The sequence below is a fragment of the Nonomuraea sp. NPDC004580 genome, from assembly GCF_040609855.1.
In the GTDB taxonomy this organism is placed as follows: domain Bacteria; phylum Actinomycetota; class Actinomycetes; order Streptosporangiales; family Streptosporangiaceae; genus Nonomuraea; species Nonomuraea salmonea.
The window spans coordinates 86658-102737 of the sequence record NZ_JBEXLH010000008.1 but is presented as its reverse complement, the minus strand read 5'-3'; the positions used below and the strand labels follow the sequence as shown (position 1 = coordinate 102737).

The window sequence follows — 16080 nt, the reverse complement described above, 5'->3', positions numbered from 1 at the left end:
TCGGGGAGAGCCAGAGCCAGGCGGCCATGCCGGCGCACAGGGCTGACAGCAGGTGGAGCATCGCAGGGTCCGATCGGGGGTCGGGTCAGGATTGGGCTCGGGTGGCCATGCGGTTGGTCCACCACAGGCCGCAGACGTCGAGGGCCACGCCGGCTGTCAGGCACATGAGGCCCGGGATGCTGCCGAACAAGAAGCTCAGGGGATGCATCTTCAGGGCGGCGGCCATGAGGAGGCCGAGGGCTGGGAGGACGGCGAGCATCCTGGCCGTGGTGCGGGGGCCTGCCAGTTGTGCGGCGACGTCCTGGCGATGGGCTTGGGCGGCTCTCAGCGTCTGTGCGACTCGGTCGATCAGGGCCGCCATGCCCGCGCCCACCGTGGTGCCCACCTCCCAGCAGGCCGCCAACTGGTGCAGGCCCTCGCCGCCCTGGGGTGGAGCGGCCGTCCTCAGGGCTGTGGAGACGTCGCCGCCGTCTCGTGCGGCTGCCAGGACGGGGCGGAGGAGGGCTTGGTCGGGGAATTCCACTGCGGTCAGGGCTCGGGCCATCGATTCGGCTGGGGTCCGGCCGGCGGAGAGTTCCGCTGACAGGGATTGGCAGAGCTCGATCGATGCCTTTCGCCAGGCTTCGGCTTGGCGGGTGGGGCTGGGGCGGGCGAGGAGTCTCGACGGTGATGGGCGGGGGTGGGGTGGCGAGTTCCTGGTCCGCAGCAGGTTTGCGAGGCGGGTTGCGGGGGTGGAAGGGGCTGTCCACAGCCATAGGGCGCAGGCTGTGGACAGCGCGGCTATCAGGGCGCTGGTCATGGGTGGCGATCCGGGTCGGCCGTGCTGGGTGGCGAGGGATCTGGCGGTGGGCTGTAGGTCGTGCGGTGGGCGAGGGCCTCGTAGGCGGGACCGGGGTGGGTAGTGCCCTGAGGGGTGAAGGTCAGGGCCGGGATGGCCTCTACCAGGCCGGTTGAGGCTCTGGTCAGGAGGCAGACCTGGGCTATGCGTCTTCTGCCGGTTCTTCGGTCTCGGGTCAGGTGGATGACGGCGTCCAGCGCGGCGGACAGCTGGCTGTGGACGGCTTCCCTGGTCAGGCCCGCTGCGCAGCCCAACGCCTCCAGGCGTGGGGGGACGTCGGCCGCGGTGTTGGCGTGCAACGTGCCGCAGCCGCCCTCGTGGCCGGTGTTGAGCGCGGCCAGCAGGTCCACCACTTCCGCGCCTCTCACCTCGCCTACGACCAGGCGGTCGGGGCGCATTCTCAGTGCCTGCCTGACGAGGTCGCGAAGGTTCACCTCGCCGGCGCCTTCCAGGTTGGGCGGACGGGTTTCGAGGCGTAGGACGTGGGGGTGGAGGGGGCGGAGCTCGGCGGAGTCCTCCACGAGGAGGAGGCGTTCGCGCTGGTCGGCCAGGGAGAGCAGGGCGGACAGCAACGTCGTCTTTCCTGTTCCCGTGCCGCCCGAGATCAGGAAGGCGAGTCTGGCGGTGACCATGGCGGTCAGGACGGGGAGGGCGGGTGGGGTGATGGTGCCGGCTTGGACGAGGTCGGTCAGGGTGAAGGTGCGGCGGGGCGGGAGGCGGAGGGAGATGCAGGTGCCTCCTGGGGCCACCGGTGGGAGTACGGCGTGGAGGCGGACTCCTCCCGGGAGGCGGGCGTCGACGTACGGGGAGGCGTCGTCGAGGCGTCTGCCGGCCGCGGTGGCGAGGCGCTGGGCCAGGCGGCGTACGGCTCCGTCGTCGGCGAACGTCACCGACGTGCGGCGCAGGCCCGTGCCGTCGTCCACCCAGACCTCCCTAGGGCCGTTGACCAGGACGTCCGTCACGTCGGGGCGGGCCAGCAGCGGCTCCAAGGGGCCCGCGCCGATCAGATCCGCGCACAGGGCGCGGGCCACGGCGAGGATCTCGGCGTCTCCGTAGACCGCCTTCTCGGCCCTCAGCGCCACCGCCACCTGGGCTGCGGTCGGCTCTGCGCCGGTTCTGGCCAGGCGTACGCGGACGGCCTCCACCAGCTCGGGCGAGACGGCCGCCGTGACAGGGGTGGCGGTCATGTCGCCGGGAGCAGGTCGCGGAGGAGGGACGTGCACAGGGCGCCGAGTACGGTGCGGGGGCCCAATCTGGGGAGTTCGCCGCGGTTGAGGGTGGCGGTGAGCCTGGGCTGGTCGGGGAGGTCGCCGGCGGACGGGATGCCCAGGGAGGACATGGCCAGGTCGTCGTCCAGCACTCCAGGACGGAGGATCGCACGGACGTCGAGGGTGTGTTTGCGCACCTCGGTGAGCACCTGGACGGTGGACAGGATGCCGCGTACGTCGGCCGGCGCCACAGCCAAAGTCGTCTTCGCCCTGGTGAGGGCCTCTGTCGCGGCCGGGTCGAGGTGTCTCGGCAGGTCGACGACCACGAGGTCGAAGCCGCGGCGGCCCGCTTCGAGGACTGAGCGCATGGCCTGTGCGGGGATCGGAGCGGCATCGCCCCTGTGGAAGGAGAGCACGGCCAGGTCGCCGAACGCGGGAAGTGCTGCTTGCAGGGCGCTGGAGCTGATGCGTCCCTCCCTCGCCACCAGGTCGCCCCAGCGTGAGCCCTTCGCCTCCTCATGACCCAGGAGGGCGTCTATGCCTCCGCCGAGCGGGTCGGCGTCCACGAGGAGGGTACGGAGGTGGTCGGCCGATGCTCTCAGGGCCAGACAGGCGGCCAGGACGCTGGCTCCCGCGCCGCCTCTGCCGCCGATCACGCAGATGGTCGAGCCCGATCTCGGGTCGGGCTCCATCGCGTCGGCCAGGCGGTCGACCAGCCTGCGCTCGTCGGTGGGCAGCGTGAGGACGGTCTGGGCGCCCACGGCCACGCATTTTCGCCACGTGTCCGGGTCGTCGGGGTCTCTGGTGACCAGGAGGACCTGGTCGCGGGACGGGGGTGAGGTGGCGGCCACGGCCTCCGCCTGGTCGGCGCCGATGGCGATGAGCGGGGCCAGGTTCCAGAACGGGCGGGCGTGGGCGGGGGCGTGGGCCACGTCGAGCTGGGCACCGGCGGCGGCCGCTATGCGGACGAGGTCGTCGAGCAGAGCGTGGTCTTCGGTGATGACCAAGGGGCGATGCATGGTGGGCCTCCCTGCGGCCGGCGAGTGGGGAGGTCCGAGCTTGGCCGAGCGGGGCCGGGCGGCGAGGGGCCGAACACGGTTCTGGGGATGAGCGTCCGGCGAGGCCCGCTGCCTGTGGACGACCCCGCAACTCACGTCAGGCGCTGAGCGGCTCTCGCCGTGGCGGCCCGCATGGCGCTGGGGCGGTGGTGGCCAGGCGGGCGCGGGGAGCGGTCACGAAGGCGTGCTGCGGCCGGCGATCGGCGCCTTCAAGGACTCCCAGGCTCGGCGCGGGTGGCGACATCGCGCACGACGGCTTGGCGCGGGAGGTGGGGAAAAGGGGCGACCCCCGCCGGGGGGGAGAGCGGGGGTCGCCTGATCGGTCCGGCTCCGGGGGGGTAGAGCCGGTCCCGTTTCAGAAGAAAGCTTTCATCACCGGACCGGAGCCTGGCAAGGGACTTGCAAAGCCGTCCCGAGCAAGAGCGCTCCAGTTTCGGGCGATACCTCCGTATGTTGCCCGATCGACTCGAGTTTCGTCGAGGAGCAATCTCGCATTTCCGCCAAGTTTTTTCCTCTGACCATAACGATCACATAAAGACGGTCACGCACAGTGACGACACGAGGATGCAGGCCCATGATCGGGTAAAGGTCTTGCCCGCAGGGGTTCCCATCAGCGCGGATTCGACATAGAACGGTGTTACGGACCACCTTGTCCGGGTGCATCGACCGGGTACCCACGTGCGACCAGCCGCGGGAGGCGCGTCGTGACGGGCTTGACCCGCTCCGACGGATTGAGGTGCACGCTTGGTAACCCGGTGCGATGCGCCGGCAGACGGCGTCTCGTGACAGGGACGCCGTCCGCTATGTGCGAGCCTCCCTCAGCCCCGCTGCAGGGCCTCACAGATTGCAGTCGTCTCTCTGACGCCCAGGGTTACCGCAGAGGCACAGTGTTGTACCCAGGTGGCCACGCCCTCCGGAGTACCCGTCAGGTACGCCCTGAGCGCCTCGGCGTAGTCCGGCACCAGATGCCCCACTTCGACCGCCACCAGCGACTTGGGGTCCAGCCCGTACTCGACCAGGGTCAGCCGCCCGGCCGCCCGTGCGACGACCCCGTCGGCCGAGCCGAAGGGGCGCAGCACCGCCAGCTCCCCGTGCACGACGGCGGCGAGGACGATCGCGGGCGCCTTCGTCGGACGTTCGAGCAGCGTGAGCAGGCTCTCCATGCGGGTCGCGGTGTCGGCCGCGCCCGGCGCCGGACCCAGCGAGAGCGGGTCGGGAGCCTCGTCAGAGGACCGGGGACGTCCGAGACTCGCCTGCTCGGTCAGGCCGGCCGCGGCGACGGTGTGCAGGCGCGCGAGCACCTGCCTGGGCGCCTTGCGCCACGTCGGCCCGAGCCGTCCCATCTCGGCCGACGCCCGCAGCGCGCCCTGGACCAGCGGATCGTGCACCTCGTCGCGGCGCAGCGCGTCGAGGGCCACGTCCGTGCCCTCGATGGCGGCCGACGCACGGGCGCCGCGCAGGGACGACTCCGCGGACACCGCCGGGCTGGCACGGCGCAGGACGCGATGCCGGTAGAGCCGGTCCACGGCCTGCCGGGCCTCGTCCACCGCCTCGGGAACGCCGGGAAATTGCGCGATGACGGCCAAGGGGTCACTCACGCACCCGACCTTACCCGCGAGTAAGGACCGGCACGGCACCCGGTGGTTCGCGGCGCGATCCGGTTGCGTACGGTAGGGCCATGGGAAGGTCGGACGGCCCGCGGAAAGGCCCGCCGGCGCCGCGCGACGGCGCTCACGAGCGGCGCTCACGAGCGGCGCTTCCCCCATTCCAGGACCCGCGCCCACACCGTTGTCCGCCACCCCATAAACCCCCGCGAGGGGGGCCCATAAAGCATGCCCATTCCCTTGCGCGCACATTCTGAAGATTTCAGGATGACAACGTTTCAATTGCTGTTGTCATCCGTTCAGATAACCTCGGCACCCGCCGCGCACGTCGGTACAGACCTGTCTAGACCTCTTGTGTACGGAGGCCGTGAGCTGGTGAAGTGGGACACGAACCTATCCATTCTGGCCATAGAAGGAGCACGAGGTGGCCCCGGAGACCGCTGGTAACGAGACCCAGGCGCTGTCCAACCTGCTGCAGGAGAACCGCCGGTTCGAACCGCCGGCTGACCTGGCGGCGGCCGCGAACGTGACCGAAGCCGCGTACGGCGAGGCCGCGGCGGATCGCCTCGCGTTCTGGGAGGGCGCGGCCGATCGGCTCACCTGGGCCAAGAGGTGGGACAAGACGCTTGAGTGGAACCCCCCGTTCGCGAAGTGGTTCGTGGGCGGTGAGCTGAACGTCGCCTACAACTGCGTGGACCGCCATGTCGAGGAGGGCCGCGGCGACAAGGTCGCCTACCACTGGGAGGGCGAGCCCGAGGGCGACACCCGCACGCTGACCTACAGCGACCTGAAGAACGAGGTCAGCAAGGCCGCGAACGCGCTGCAGGAACTGGGCGTCGGCAAGGGCGACCGGGTGGCCATCTACATGCCGATGATCCCCGAGCTGCCGATCGCGATGCTGGCCTGCGCCCGCATCGGGGCGATCCACTCGGTGGTGTTCGGCGGGTTCTCCGCCACGGCGCTCAAGAGCCGCATCGACGACGCCGACGCCAAGGTGGTCATCACGGCCGACGGCGGCTACCGCAGGGGCAAGCCGTCGGCGCTGAAGCCGACGGTGGACGAGGCGGTCGCGGAGTGCCCGCAGGTGGAGCACGTCGTCGTCGTACGCCGGACCGGCCAGGAGGTCGCCACCAGCGAGAAGGACATCTGGTGGCACGATCTGGTCGACCGCCAGAGCGACCAGCACGAGGCGCGGCCGCTCGACGCCGAGGACCCGCTCTACATCCTCTACACCAGCGGCACCACGGGCCGCCCCAAGGGCATCCTGCACACGACCGGCGGCTACCTCACGCAGACGGCCTACACCCACCACGCGGTCTTCGACCTCAAGCCGGAGACCGACATCTACTGGTGCACGGCCGACATCGGCTGGGTGACCGGCCACAGCTACATCGTGTACGGCCCGCTCGCCAACGGCGCCACCAGCGTCATCTACGAGGGCACGCCCGACACCCCGCACCGGGGCCGGTTCTGGGAGATCGTGCAGAAGTACAAGATCACGATCCTCTACACGGCGCCGACGGCGATCAGGACGTTCATGAAGTGGGGCGACGACATCCCCGCCAAGTACGACATGTCCAGCCTGCGCATCCTGGGCTCCGTGGGCGAGCCGATCAACCCCGAGGCGTACGTCTGGTACCGGCAGCACATCGGCCAGGACCGCTGCCCCGTCGTGGACACCTGGTGGCAGACCGAGACCGGCGCCATCATGATCAGCCCGCTCCCCGGCGTCACGGCCGCCAAGCCCGGCGCCGCCATGCGCCCGCTGCCGGGCATCACCGCCGACGTGGTGGACGACCAGGGCAACAGCGTGCCCAACGGCGGCGGCGGCTTCCTCGTGGTGCGCGACCCGTGGCCGTCGATGCTCCGCACGATCTGGGGCGACGACCAGCGCTACATCGACACGTACTGGAGCCGCTTCGACGGCATGTACTTCCCCGGCGACGGCGCCAAGAAGGACGACGACGGCGACCTGTGGCTGCTCGGCCGCGTCGACGACGTCATGCTCGTCTCCGGCCACAACATCTCCACCACCGAGGTGGAGAGCGCGCTGGTCAGCCACCCGAAGGTGGCCGAGGCGGCGGTGGTCGGCGCGACCGACCCGGTGACCGGCCAGGCCATCGTCTCGTTCGTGATCCTGCGCGGCACGGCGGAGGAGGGCGACGACATCGCGGCCGAGCTGCGCAACCACGTCGCCAAGACGCTCGGCCCGATCGCCAAGCCGCGCCAGATCCTGGTGGTGCCCGAGCTGCCCAAGACCAGGTCCGGCAAGATCATGCGGCGCCTGCTGCGCGACGTGGCCGAGAACCGCAGCATCGGCGACGTCACCACGCTGGCCGACAGCACGGTGATGAACCTCATCTCGGAGAAGCTCCCGTCCGCCAAGTCGGAGGACTGAGCCTCGTAGGTCCACGGCAGACGGCCGCTCCCCACTCAGGGGGCGGCCGTCCGCGTTTCACCGGAAGACTCAAGGGGGCGCGGCCGAGGGCCGATAACCGGAAGCGCTATCTTGTCCGATCAGGTAGTTCTGGGAGTGGACTCGTGCTCGGTAAGTTCCCCGGCGTGTTCGGCGGCGCCTGGCGGTCCGTACGGCGTCGCGCTGGATGATGTTTGACACGGCCACCCGGCCTCGATAGGAGACGTTCATGCCGCAGACTCCCGAGGAAGAATCCCTGGGCTCGCTGGTCGCCCAGGCGAGCAGTCACATCTCGGCCTTGATCCGCTCGGAGATCGAGCTGGCCAAGGCCGAGTTCAGGTTCGACGCCAAACGGGTGGGTACGGCGGTGGGGATGTTCGCCGCCGCGGCGTTCATGGCGCACCTGTGCCTGATCCTCGCCTCGTTCACGATCGCCTACGCGCTGGCCCAGGTGCTGCCCAACTGGCTGGCGTTCCTCATCGTGACGGTGTTCTACCTGCTGGTGGCGGGCCTCGCGGTGCTGTTCGGGGTGCGCAGGCTGAAGGGGCTGGCCGGGATGAAACGGACCGCACGGTCGATCAAAGGGCTGAAGGAGATCGCCACGCCCGACGAGCAGGAGCGGCTGCCGACGCCCGTCCCCGATCGCGAGCCGGTGACCCGCGATGGCACCTGACGAGACGGCCGTCCACATCGAGGGCCCGTGGACCCACCGGGCGGTGCACGCGGGCGGCACCCGCTTCCACGTCGTCGAGGCCGGCGAGGGCCCGCTGGTGCTGCTGCTGCACGGGTTCCCGCAGTTCTGGTGGACGTGGCGGCACCAGCTCGTGTCGCTGGCGAACGCCGGCTACCGCGCGGTCGCGGTCGACCTGCGGGGTTACGGCGGCAGCGACAAGCCGCCGCGCGGCTACGACCTGCCGACGCTGGCGGCCGACGCGACGGGGCTGATCAGGGCGCTCGGCGAGACCGGCGCGATCGTGGTGGGTCACGACTGGGGCGGGCTGCTGGCCTGGACGATGGCCGTGCTCGACGCCAAGTGCGTACGCCGCCTCGTCGTCGTCTCGGCCCCCCATCCGTTGCGGCTGCGCAGCGCGCTGGTCACCGACCCGTTCGGGCAGCTCAAGGCCAGTGGGCGGCGCATCGGCTTCCAGCTTCCGCTGCTGCCCGAGCGCCGGCTCACCCGGCACGACGCGGCGCTGGTGGGGCGGCTGCTCGACGCGTGGTCGCGGCCGGGATGGCCGGAGCCGGCGGAGTCGCGTACGTACCGGGAGGCGTTCCGCATCCCCGCCGTGGCGCACTGCGCGCTGGAATACCACCGCTGGTTCGGCCGCTCGCAGCTGCGTCCCGACGGGCGGCGCTACGCGCGCACCATGCGCACCGAGGTCGAGGCCCCCACGCTGCAGCTGCACGGCGCGCTCGACCCGAGCGTGCTGCCGCGCACGGCGCAGGGTTCGAGCCGCTACGTGGCGGCTCCCTACCGGTGGCGGCTGCTGGAGGGCGCCGGCCACTTCCCCCACGAGGAGATCCCCGACGTGTTCGACACCGAGGTGCTCGGCTGGCTCAACGACCCGGAGCCCGACCGATGAGAGACCGCGATCCCGAAGGCAGGCCGCGCAACGCCAGGCCGCGCGACGCGTACGGCCGGCCGCTCCCCTACGGCTCGCCCGGCATGCCGCGCGTCCCCGACGACTACGCCCCCACCACCGAGCAGGCGCTCGCCGACGGCCGCCGCTTCCTCGACGAGGGCCTGCCGTTCAACGCGCACGAGGTGTTCGAGGGCCGGTGGAAGTGCGCGCCCGACGACGAACGCGAGCTGTGGCAGGGGCTGGCGCAGATCTGCGTCGGGCTGACGCACCTGCAGCGGGGCAACGGGCGCGGCGCGGTGACGTTGTTCAGCAGGGGCGCGGCCAAGGCGCAGTCGTACGGCGGCGCGTACGACGCGGTCGGCAAGGCCGCCTCAGGCCTGACCCAGGACAGCGACCCCGCCGAGGCCATCGCGCTGATCCGGGCCAGCCTGCCCCGCTAGTCGCACTTGCGGGTGCTGGCGGGCGCGGTGTCGTTGCGGCCGGCCGCCGCGTCGGGGGCGACCTCCTCGGCCGTCAGCACGTAGCCGGTCTGCTCCTCGTTGATCGCGGCGGCGAAGATCACGCCGTAGACCTTGCCCTCGGGGGTGAGCAGCGGGCCGCCCGAGTTGCCGGGCAGCACCTGGCCGCGGATGACGTAGACCTTCCGCCTGACCGTGGTGTCGCGGTAGATGTCGGGGCCCTCGGCCTCCAGCTGGCCGCCGATGCGGGCGGGCTCGGCGGTGAAGCCCTTGCCCTTGGGGAAGCCGGCGACGATGGCGCTGTCGCCGCGGGAGCCGTCGCCGTCGAAGGCGAGCTGCGGCAGGTCGAGCCCGGGCACGTGGAGGATGGCGATGTCGCGGCGCGGGTTGTAGCGGACGACGGTGGCGGCGTGGCGGTTGTCGGCGGCGTCGATGACCTCCAGGCCGCGCGTGACACCGGCCACGACGTGGGCGTTGGTCATGATGCGGCCGGGCGCGTAGACGAAGCCGGTGCCCTCGATGTGCTTGTTGCAGCTTTCGGCGTTGCCCTGCACCTTGACGATCGCGCGGCGGGCCCGCCGCAGCTCGGCGCCCTGCAGCACGCTCTGGTCGGGCGGCTGCACGTCGATGAGCTGCCCGGCGCCGATCGCGTCGAAGACCGGCGGGAACTCCGAGCGGTCGATGAACTTCTTGAACGGCTGCTGCCAGTTGCGCGCGGCCTGCGGGATGGCTTCGTCGACGGTGGTCAGCAGCGCGGAGTTCTTGACCTGGTCGACGAGCGGGGCGAAGGACGTGGAGACGATCAGCGAGCCGATCAACCAGGCGATGACCAGCACCGACAGCGCGCTGGCGAACGTGCCGCCGACCGCGTCGGCCACCTTGGCGGGCTCCCACGTGACGTGGCTGCGGACGACCGCGCCCAATGTCGAGGAGGCGAACTGCCCGATCGTCGCCGCCAGGAACACGATCACGATCGCCAGCAGCGCCTGCGGCGTGTCACCGTCGACGAGGGACTTCGAGATGGGCGGGGCGATGAACACCCCCAGCACGGCGCCGCCCACGAACCCCACGAAGCTCATCGCACCGATGATGAAGCCCTGCCGGTAACCCGAGACGCCGAAGGCGATCACGAGGCCGATCAGAATGAGGTCAAGCAGATCACCGCGCACGCTTCAAAGGTAACCAGCGATAGGGTCAAGTGTGCACGTCTTCGATCAGGACGGCGTCACCCTGCTGACTATCTTGAGCTTCATGCCGCCGGACGAGACAGCAGTGCGCGACCTCATCCAGGCAGCTCTGCGCGACAGCGATCCCGACGGGGCCCTGCGCTGGCACGTGATCTCGTTGCTGCGCGAGCGGGGCGACCTGGAGTCGTTCATCGAGGCACGCCGGCTGTGCGCCGCGGACAGCGTGACCGAGCGGCTGCTGGGCGTCGACATCATGGGCATGTTGCGGCCCTTCGTCGACCGTACGCTGCCGGTGCTGCGCTATCTCGCGGCCAGCGAGGACGACGCGATGGTGCTCTACTCGGTGCTCATCGCCTTCGGCCACCTGGCCGACCCGCGCTCGCTCCCGTCGGTGATCGATCTGGCGGCGCACGACGACCCCAGGGTGCGGTACGGCGCCGCGTACGCGTTGCAGCACGTGCTCGGCGACCCGCCCGACCGGGCGGGGCTGGAGACGCTGCGCGCGCTCGCGGCCGACGACGACGCCGACGTGGCCGGCTGGGCCGCGCTCGGCGTGGCGCTCAGGTCGGGCGCCTGACGAGCGCTGAGCCTGACCCGCTCAGGTCGGGCGCCTGACGAGCGCTGAGCCTGACCCGCTCAGGTCGGGCGCCTAACGCGCGCTGAGCCTGACCACCTCGGGCGGCAGCTCCTCCACCCGCGTCGCGTCCCACGGAAGCTCGAAACCGCCCTCGCGCAGCACGGTGTCGAGCACCATCGCGGTGAACCCCCACACCAGCATCCCCCGCACCCGGAACGCGGGCCCCGCCGTGTCGCCACGGGGATGGCGGAGCATGACGCGGTTGGCCGGATCGACCAGCTCGGCGATCGGCACCCGCTCGACGGAGTCGACCTCGTCGGGCGAGGCCGCGTGGACCGCCGACGGCTCGCGCCACCAGGCGATGACCGGCGTGACGCGGTTGTCGCTGTAGGTCAGGTAGAGCTCGGGCATCGTGCAGATGACGTGCACCCCGCGCGGGTCGGCACCGGTCTCCTCCTCGGCCTCGCGCAGCGCGGCCTCGATGGGCCCCGCGTCCTCGGGATCGACGCCGCCGCCCGGGAAGGCCGGCTGGCCCGCGTGCCTGCGCCCGCGGGTGCTGCGCTGGATGAGCAGCACGTCAGGGCCGTTGGGGCCGTCGCCGAAGAGCATGAGCACCGCCGCGGCCCGCCCGCGCCCGTCTGGTGGCCGGAGTGGACGGGGGACTCTGATCCGCTGCGCTTGCGTCGCCAGTCGCTCCAGCCATTCGGGCACTCGGGTCACGCATCCTCCAACACGCCGCGGGGTGGTTCACTTCCCTTCTCAGGAGAAGGGGCCTGGCCTGACGAGCTTGTCGGCCTGGACGGGGTCGGTGGGGCCGGTGCCGTACGAGGGGCAGAGCGCGGCGAGCGGGCACACCCCGCAGGCCGGCCGGCGGGCGTGGCAGATGCGGCGGCCGTGCCAGATCACCCGGTGGGAGAAGATCGTCCACTCGCGTCTGGGCAGCAGCCCGCCCACGACGTGCTCGATCTTGACCGGGTCGGTCTCCTCGGTCCAGCCGAAGCGGCGTACGAGGCGCTGGAAGTGGGTGTCGACGGTCAGGCCGGGCACGTCGAAGGCGTTGCCGAGCACCACGTTGGCCGTCTTGCGGCCCACGCCGGGCAGCGTGACGAGGTCTTTCAGCTTGCCGGGCACCTCGCCGCCGTAGCGCTCGCAGACGGTCTGCGCCATGCCGATGATGCTGTTGGTCTTGGCGCGGAAGAAGCCCGTGGAGCGGATGATCTCCTCCATCTCCGACGGGTCCGCGGCGGCGTAGTCCTCCACCGTCGGATATTTCGCGAAGAGGGTGGGGGTCACCATGTTGACCCGCTTGTCCGTGCACTGCGCGGACAGGATGGTCGCGACAAGCAGCTCCAGGGGGTTGGTGAAGTCGAGCTCGCAGTGGGCGTCGGGGTAGGTCTCCGCGAGGATGCGGTTCATCTTGCGCGCCCGCCGGACCAGGGCAAGCTGGGTCTCCGGTTTGCGCCCCGCTTTCGTCGCCATGCCGCAACTGTAGAAGCTCCCGCGAACGGTTGAACCCATGACCGGTTTTCCGCGTACCACCAGCAGGCGCGAGAAGGGGGTTCTGGGATGAGGGAGCAGAAAGCGAGGCTGGCGGAGTTCGTCGGGCAGGGCGGGCCGCTGCGCGGGCAGGCGCTGCACCGGTTCGCGGTCGGCACGGTGGCGGCGGTGGCGAAGCTGCACGCCCGGGGCGCGACCGGGCTGCGGCTCGGCAAGGAGAGCGTGGCGCTCGGCCCCGGCGGTCAGGTGCTCATCGGCTGGCGTACGTCCGGGCCGCCCGCCCACTCCGACGACGTACGCGCGTGGGCCGACCTGGTCGTCTTCGCCGCAACGGGCTCCGAGTACGGCGACACGACCGTGCTCCCGCCCGCCCTGCGGATCGCGGTCGCGCAGTGCCGCAGACCCGACGCCGCGAGCCGTCCCACCTCGGGAGACGTGCTCAGGGTGCTGCTCAGCAGGTCCGTCGCGGCGGCGGTGGCGTCGGTGGACGACCTCTTGCACAAGGCGGGTTGAGCTTCAAAGGTGGTGCCGGTCACGATACGGGAACGGACGTCATGTACCTTTCCCTCCTGGTCCCTCCCGGACTCGACATGTCCGGGCAAGACCCGACCACTCCGGCGTTCCCCTAACCTGTGTACGCACGCCTGGAGTGGGGTGAGTCACAATGGCAGCAGAGGAGGCAGAGTGAACACCGAAGATGTGCTGGGCAAGGCCCCCCTGTTCGCCGCGCTCGACCGCGAGAGCGCCGCGGCGCTTCGCACGAGCATCACCGAAGTCCAGCTGTCCAAGGGACAGACGCTCTTCCACGAGAACGAGACCGGCGACCGGCTCTACGTCGTGCTGGAGGGCAAGATCAAGCTCTCCCGCACCTCGCCCGACGGGCGGGAAAACCTGCTCAGCGTGCTCGGGCCGAGCGAGATGTTCGGCGAGCTGTCGCTGTTCGACCCGCGGCCCCGCACGGCCACGGCCACGGCGCTGACCGAGGTCCGCCTGGCCGGGCTCGGCCACGACGACCTGCGGCCCTGGCTGACCGGCCGCCCCGAGGTGGCGCTCCACCTGCTGCGCGCGCTCGCGCAGCGGCTGCGCCGCACCAACGACGTGCTGGCCGACCTGGTGTTCACCGACGTGCCAGGGCGGGTGGCCAAGCAGCTGCTCGACCTCGCCGAGCGGTTCGGCACCAAGGCCGACGACGGCCTGCGGGTGCACCACGACCTCACCCAGGAGGAGCTGGCGCAGCTCGTCGGCGCCTCCCGAGAGACGGTCAACAAGGCACTCGCCGACTTCGCCGGGCGCGGCTGGCTGCGCATCGAGGCCAAGGCCGTGGTCATCCTCGACATGGACCGCCTCTACAACCGGTCGAGGTAGTCGAGCTGGGCGGCCACCGACATCTCGGCGGCCGGCCAGAGCGAGCGGTCGACGTCGGCGTACACGATCTCAACGATCTGGCGCGGCGTGCGCGCGCCCTGCTCGCGGGCCGCCCTGATCTGGTCGAGGCGCTGTCTGCGGTGGGCGATGTAGCCGTCGAGCGCGGCGATCGGGTCGGGCAGCACGGGGCCGTGGCCCGGCAGCAGCGCCCGCGCCTCCATGCTCTCGGCGGCGGCCCTCAGCTTGTCGAGGCTGCGGAGATAGTCGGCCAGGCCGCCGTCGCGGGCGATGATCGTGGTGCCCCTGCCGAGCACGGTGTCGCCGGTCAGCATCGCGCGGTCGGCGGGCAGCCAGAAGCACAGCGAGTCGAACGAGTGGCCCGGGGTGCCGTAGACACGGATCTCCAGGTCCCCGACGGTCACCACGTCGCCGTCGGCGAGCCCCTCGTCGCCGAGACGGTGGCGCGGGTCGAGGGCGCGGACGGGCGCGTTCACCATCCCGGCGAACCTCTTCGCGCCGCCGCTGTGGTCGAAGTGGCCGTGCGAGAGCAGGATCGCGGTGACCCGCCGCTCGCCCAGATGGTCGCGTACGCGGCTCAGATGCCCCTCGTCGTCCGGCCCTGGATCGACCACGACCACGTCATCACCCGCGCCGATCACCCACGTGTTGGTGCCGTCGAGCGTCATCGCCGACGGGTTGGGCGCGAGCAGGTTCTCGGCGTGCTCGGTGCGGGAGCCGTCGGGCGTCCCGAGCGGGATGTGCAGGCCGCTCACGACACCACCAGCCGCATCTCGCCGTCGATCTCGACCGCCTTCGGCATGACGGTCACGATGTCGCGCGGCGTGGCCAGCACCTCCGCCACGTCCGCGCAGCCGGCCAGCTCGCTCAGCGTCCGGTACGTCGGCGGCATCAGGAAGATCTCCCCCCGGTGCGCGAGGTCGAGCGCCTCGGCCGGCCGTTGCCAGACGACCTGGTCGGCCTCGCCGCCCACGTCGCGGGTGCGCTGGCCCTCGGGCAGCACCGCGACGAAGAAGCGCGTGTCGAACCGCCTGGTCTCGACCTCCGGCGTGATCCAGTGCGCCCACGCCTTGAGCAGGTCGGTCCGCAGCACCAGCCCGCGCCTGGCGAGGAACTCGGCGAACCCGAGCGCGTGGTCGATCAGCGCCAGCCGGTCGGCCTCCCAGTCGTCGCCCGTCGTGTCGGCCACCACGTCGTGAGGTCCTTGACCGGCCAGCAGCACGCCCGACTCCTCGAACGTCTCGCGTACCGCCGCGCACACCAGCCCGCGCGCCACCGCCTCGTCGGCGTGCAGGGCCGCGGCCCACTCGGCGGGGGAAGGACCGGCCCAGGCGACGTCGTGGTCGGTGTCGCGGACGTCGACGGAGCCGCCGGGGAAGACGTACGCGCCGGCGGCGAAGGCCATGGTGGCCTTGCGCCGCAGCAGGTAGACCTCGGGCCCCGGGCGCAGGAGCACCACCGTGGCGGCGTCCCGCGCCTGGACCGGCTTGACCCGCCCGGCCAGGACGTCCCGGGCCCGGGCGGCGAGTTCGGCTGGAAGCAGCAGTCCGGTCACATGACCTCCTCTAGAACTTCACTCGGTCATGGTGACATATGCCCATTCAGCCGACTTCGGCGATCAGCTCCACCTCCACCGGCGCGTCCAGCGGCAGCGCCGCCACGCCCACCGCGCTGCGCGCGTGCCTGCCGGCCTCGCCGAACACCTCCGCGAGCAGGTCGCTGGCGCCGTTGGCCACCTGCGGCTGCTGCACGAAGTCGGGCGCGCTCGCCACGAACACCACGACCTTCACGATCCGCCGCACCCGCGACAGCTCGCCCAGCTCGCCCTTGAGCGCGGCCAGCGCGTTGAGCACGCAGACGCGGGCCTGCGCCTTGCCCTCGTCCACGCCGAGGTCCACGCCGAGCTTGCCGGTCTGGTGCAGCTTGCCCTCCAGCATCGGCACCTGGCCCGAGGTGTAGACCAGGTCGCCGGTGCGCGTGGTGGGAACGTAGGAGCCGACCGGCGTGACGGGCGGCGGCAGCGTGTAGCCGAGCTCCTCGATCTTCTGCTCGGGCGTCACTGCTTCTCCCGCTTGAAGTAGGCGACGAGCTGCTCGGGCGTCTGTCCCTGCACGATCTGGACGAGCTCCCAGCCGTCGGCGCCGAAGTTGTCGAGAATCATCTTGGTGTTGTGGATCAGCACGGGTGCTGTCAGGTACTCCCACTTCTTCATGACGGCAGCTTATTGTGAGCAATCTCAAACGGTGGTCGTCGGCTTTCGACAAGTGACCG

Annotated in this window: 18 protein-coding genes; 7 read left to right on the top strand and 11 right to left on the bottom strand. The window is 71.1% G+C overall.

What is annotated here, in order from left to right:
* Positions 1–85: 85 nt before the first annotated feature.
* The 4 genes from ABZW11_RS11855 to ABZW11_RS11840 all read right to left on the bottom strand — a co-directional run bounded on the left by ABZW11_RS11855 (position 86) and on the right by ABZW11_RS11840 (position 4702).
* Positions 86–799: a type II secretion system F family protein gene (locus ABZW11_RS11855; protein ID WP_355415373.1), complete on the bottom strand. Its 714-nt coding sequence runs from the start codon at positions 797–799 to the stop codon at positions 86–88.
* Positions 796–2025 carry a TadA family conjugal transfer-associated ATPase gene (locus ABZW11_RS11850; protein WP_355415371.1) on the bottom strand — a complete coding sequence of 410 codons (1230 nt, stop codon included), beginning with the start codon at positions 2023–2025 and terminating at the stop codon, positions 796–798. The genes ABZW11_RS11855 and ABZW11_RS11850 overlap by 4 nt, the downstream gene beginning before the upstream one ends.
* Positions 2022–3065, bottom strand: coding sequence for a septum site-determining protein Ssd (gene ssd, locus ABZW11_RS11845; RefSeq protein ID WP_355415369.1), 1044 nt, complete (start codon positions 3063–3065; stop codon positions 2022–2024). Before ssd ends, ABZW11_RS11850 begins: the two co-directional genes overlap by 4 nt.
* An 857-nt stretch (positions 3066–3922) precedes the next feature.
* Entirely contained in the window at positions 3923–4702 is a 780-nt protein-coding gene (locus ABZW11_RS11840; RefSeq protein WP_355415367.1) for an oxidoreductase, read from the bottom strand.
* Positions 4703–5132: 430 nt separating this feature from the next.
* On the opposite strand from ABZW11_RS11840, the gene acs reads away from it, so the two are divergent.
* The 4 genes from acs (at position 5133) to ABZW11_RS11820 (ending at position 9147) form a co-directional block, all read left to right on the top strand.
* Positions 5133–7106: an acetate--CoA ligase gene (gene acs, locus ABZW11_RS11835; protein WP_355415365.1), complete on the top strand. Its 1974-nt coding sequence runs from the start codon at positions 5133–5135 to the stop codon at positions 7104–7106.
* Between the two features lie 247 nt (positions 7107–7353).
* Positions 7354–7797 (top strand): phage holin family protein, encoded by a 444-nt coding sequence (locus ABZW11_RS11830; RefSeq protein WP_355415363.1) that lies wholly within the window; start codon positions 7354–7356, stop codon positions 7795–7797.
* Positions 7787–8707 (top strand): alpha/beta hydrolase, encoded by a 921-nt coding sequence (locus tag ABZW11_RS11825; protein WP_355415361.1) that lies wholly within the window; start codon positions 7787–7789, stop codon positions 8705–8707. The genes ABZW11_RS11830 and ABZW11_RS11825 overlap by 11 nt, the downstream gene beginning before the upstream one ends.
* Positions 8704–9147: a DUF309 domain-containing protein gene (locus ABZW11_RS11820; protein ID WP_355415359.1), complete on the top strand. Its 444-nt coding sequence runs from the start codon at positions 8704–8706 to the stop codon at positions 9145–9147. Before ABZW11_RS11825 ends, ABZW11_RS11820 begins: the two co-directional genes overlap by 4 nt.
* On the opposite strand, the gene ABZW11_RS11815 is transcribed toward ABZW11_RS11820, so the two are convergent.
* The gene (locus tag ABZW11_RS11815) at positions 9144–10334 is read right to left on the bottom strand and encodes a MarP family serine protease (RefSeq protein WP_355415357.1); all 1191 of its coding nucleotides are present in this window, start codon (positions 10332–10334) and stop codon (positions 9144–9146) included. The two genes, ABZW11_RS11820 and ABZW11_RS11815, sit on opposite strands and share 4 nt — an antisense overlap.
* 82 nt (positions 10335–10416) lie before the next feature.
* On the opposite strand from ABZW11_RS11815, the gene ABZW11_RS11810 reads away from it, so the two are divergent.
* Positions 10417–10929, top strand: a complete 513-nt coding sequence (locus tag ABZW11_RS11810; protein WP_355415355.1) for a HEAT repeat domain-containing protein — start codon at positions 10417–10419, stop codon at positions 10927–10929.
* Between the two features lie 72 nt (positions 10930–11001).
* Here the strand turns inward: ABZW11_RS11810 and ABZW11_RS11805 are convergent, their stop codons facing one another.
* Complete coding sequence (locus ABZW11_RS11805) at positions 11002–11640, bottom strand: CoA pyrophosphatase (protein WP_355415543.1); 639 nt, start codon at positions 11638–11640, stop codon at positions 11002–11004.
* 48 nt (positions 11641–11688) lie between these two features.
* The gene (nth, locus tag ABZW11_RS11800; protein ID WP_355415353.1) at positions 11689–12408 is read right to left on the bottom strand and encodes an endonuclease III; all 720 of its coding nucleotides are present in this window, start codon (positions 12406–12408) and stop codon (positions 11689–11691) included.
* Between the two features lie 87 nt (positions 12409–12495).
* Here nth and ABZW11_RS11795 point away from each other — a divergent pair, with 87 nt between their 5' ends.
* A complete protein-coding gene (locus ABZW11_RS11795) occupies positions 12496–12939 on the top strand; it encodes a hypothetical protein (RefSeq protein WP_355415351.1) in 444 nt (147 codons plus the stop codon).
* 171 nt (positions 12940–13110) lie between these two features.
* Positions 13111–13791, top strand: a complete 681-nt coding sequence (locus ABZW11_RS11790) for a Crp/Fnr family transcriptional regulator (RefSeq protein ID WP_355415349.1) — start codon at positions 13111–13113, stop codon at positions 13789–13791.
* Here the strand turns inward: ABZW11_RS11790 and ABZW11_RS11785 are convergent.
* The 4 genes from ABZW11_RS11785 to ABZW11_RS11770 are packed head-to-tail and all read right to left on the bottom strand — an operon-like array spanning position 13773 to position 16021.
* A complete protein-coding gene (locus ABZW11_RS11785) occupies positions 13773–14564 on the bottom strand; it encodes an MBL fold metallo-hydrolase (RefSeq protein ID WP_355415347.1) in 792 nt (263 codons plus the stop codon). The two genes, ABZW11_RS11790 and ABZW11_RS11785, sit on opposite strands and share 19 nt — an antisense overlap.
* On the bottom strand, positions 14561–15355 hold the full coding sequence (locus ABZW11_RS11780) for an NUDIX hydrolase (RefSeq protein ID WP_355415541.1): 795 nt from the start codon (positions 15353–15355) through the stop codon (positions 14561–14563). The genes ABZW11_RS11785 and ABZW11_RS11780 overlap by 4 nt, the downstream gene beginning before the upstream one ends.
* Positions 15356–15410: 55 nt before the next feature.
* Positions 15411–15869 carry a RidA family protein gene (locus ABZW11_RS11775; protein WP_355415345.1) on the bottom strand — a complete coding sequence of 153 codons (459 nt, stop codon included), beginning with the start codon at positions 15867–15869 and terminating at the stop codon, positions 15411–15413.
* Positions 15866–16021 carry a hypothetical protein gene (locus ABZW11_RS11770; RefSeq protein ID WP_345393967.1) on the bottom strand — a complete coding sequence of 52 codons (156 nt, stop codon included), beginning with the start codon at positions 16019–16021 and terminating at the stop codon, positions 15866–15868. The genes ABZW11_RS11775 and ABZW11_RS11770 overlap by 4 nt, the downstream gene beginning before the upstream one ends.
* Positions 16022–16080: the final 59 nt, after the last annotated feature.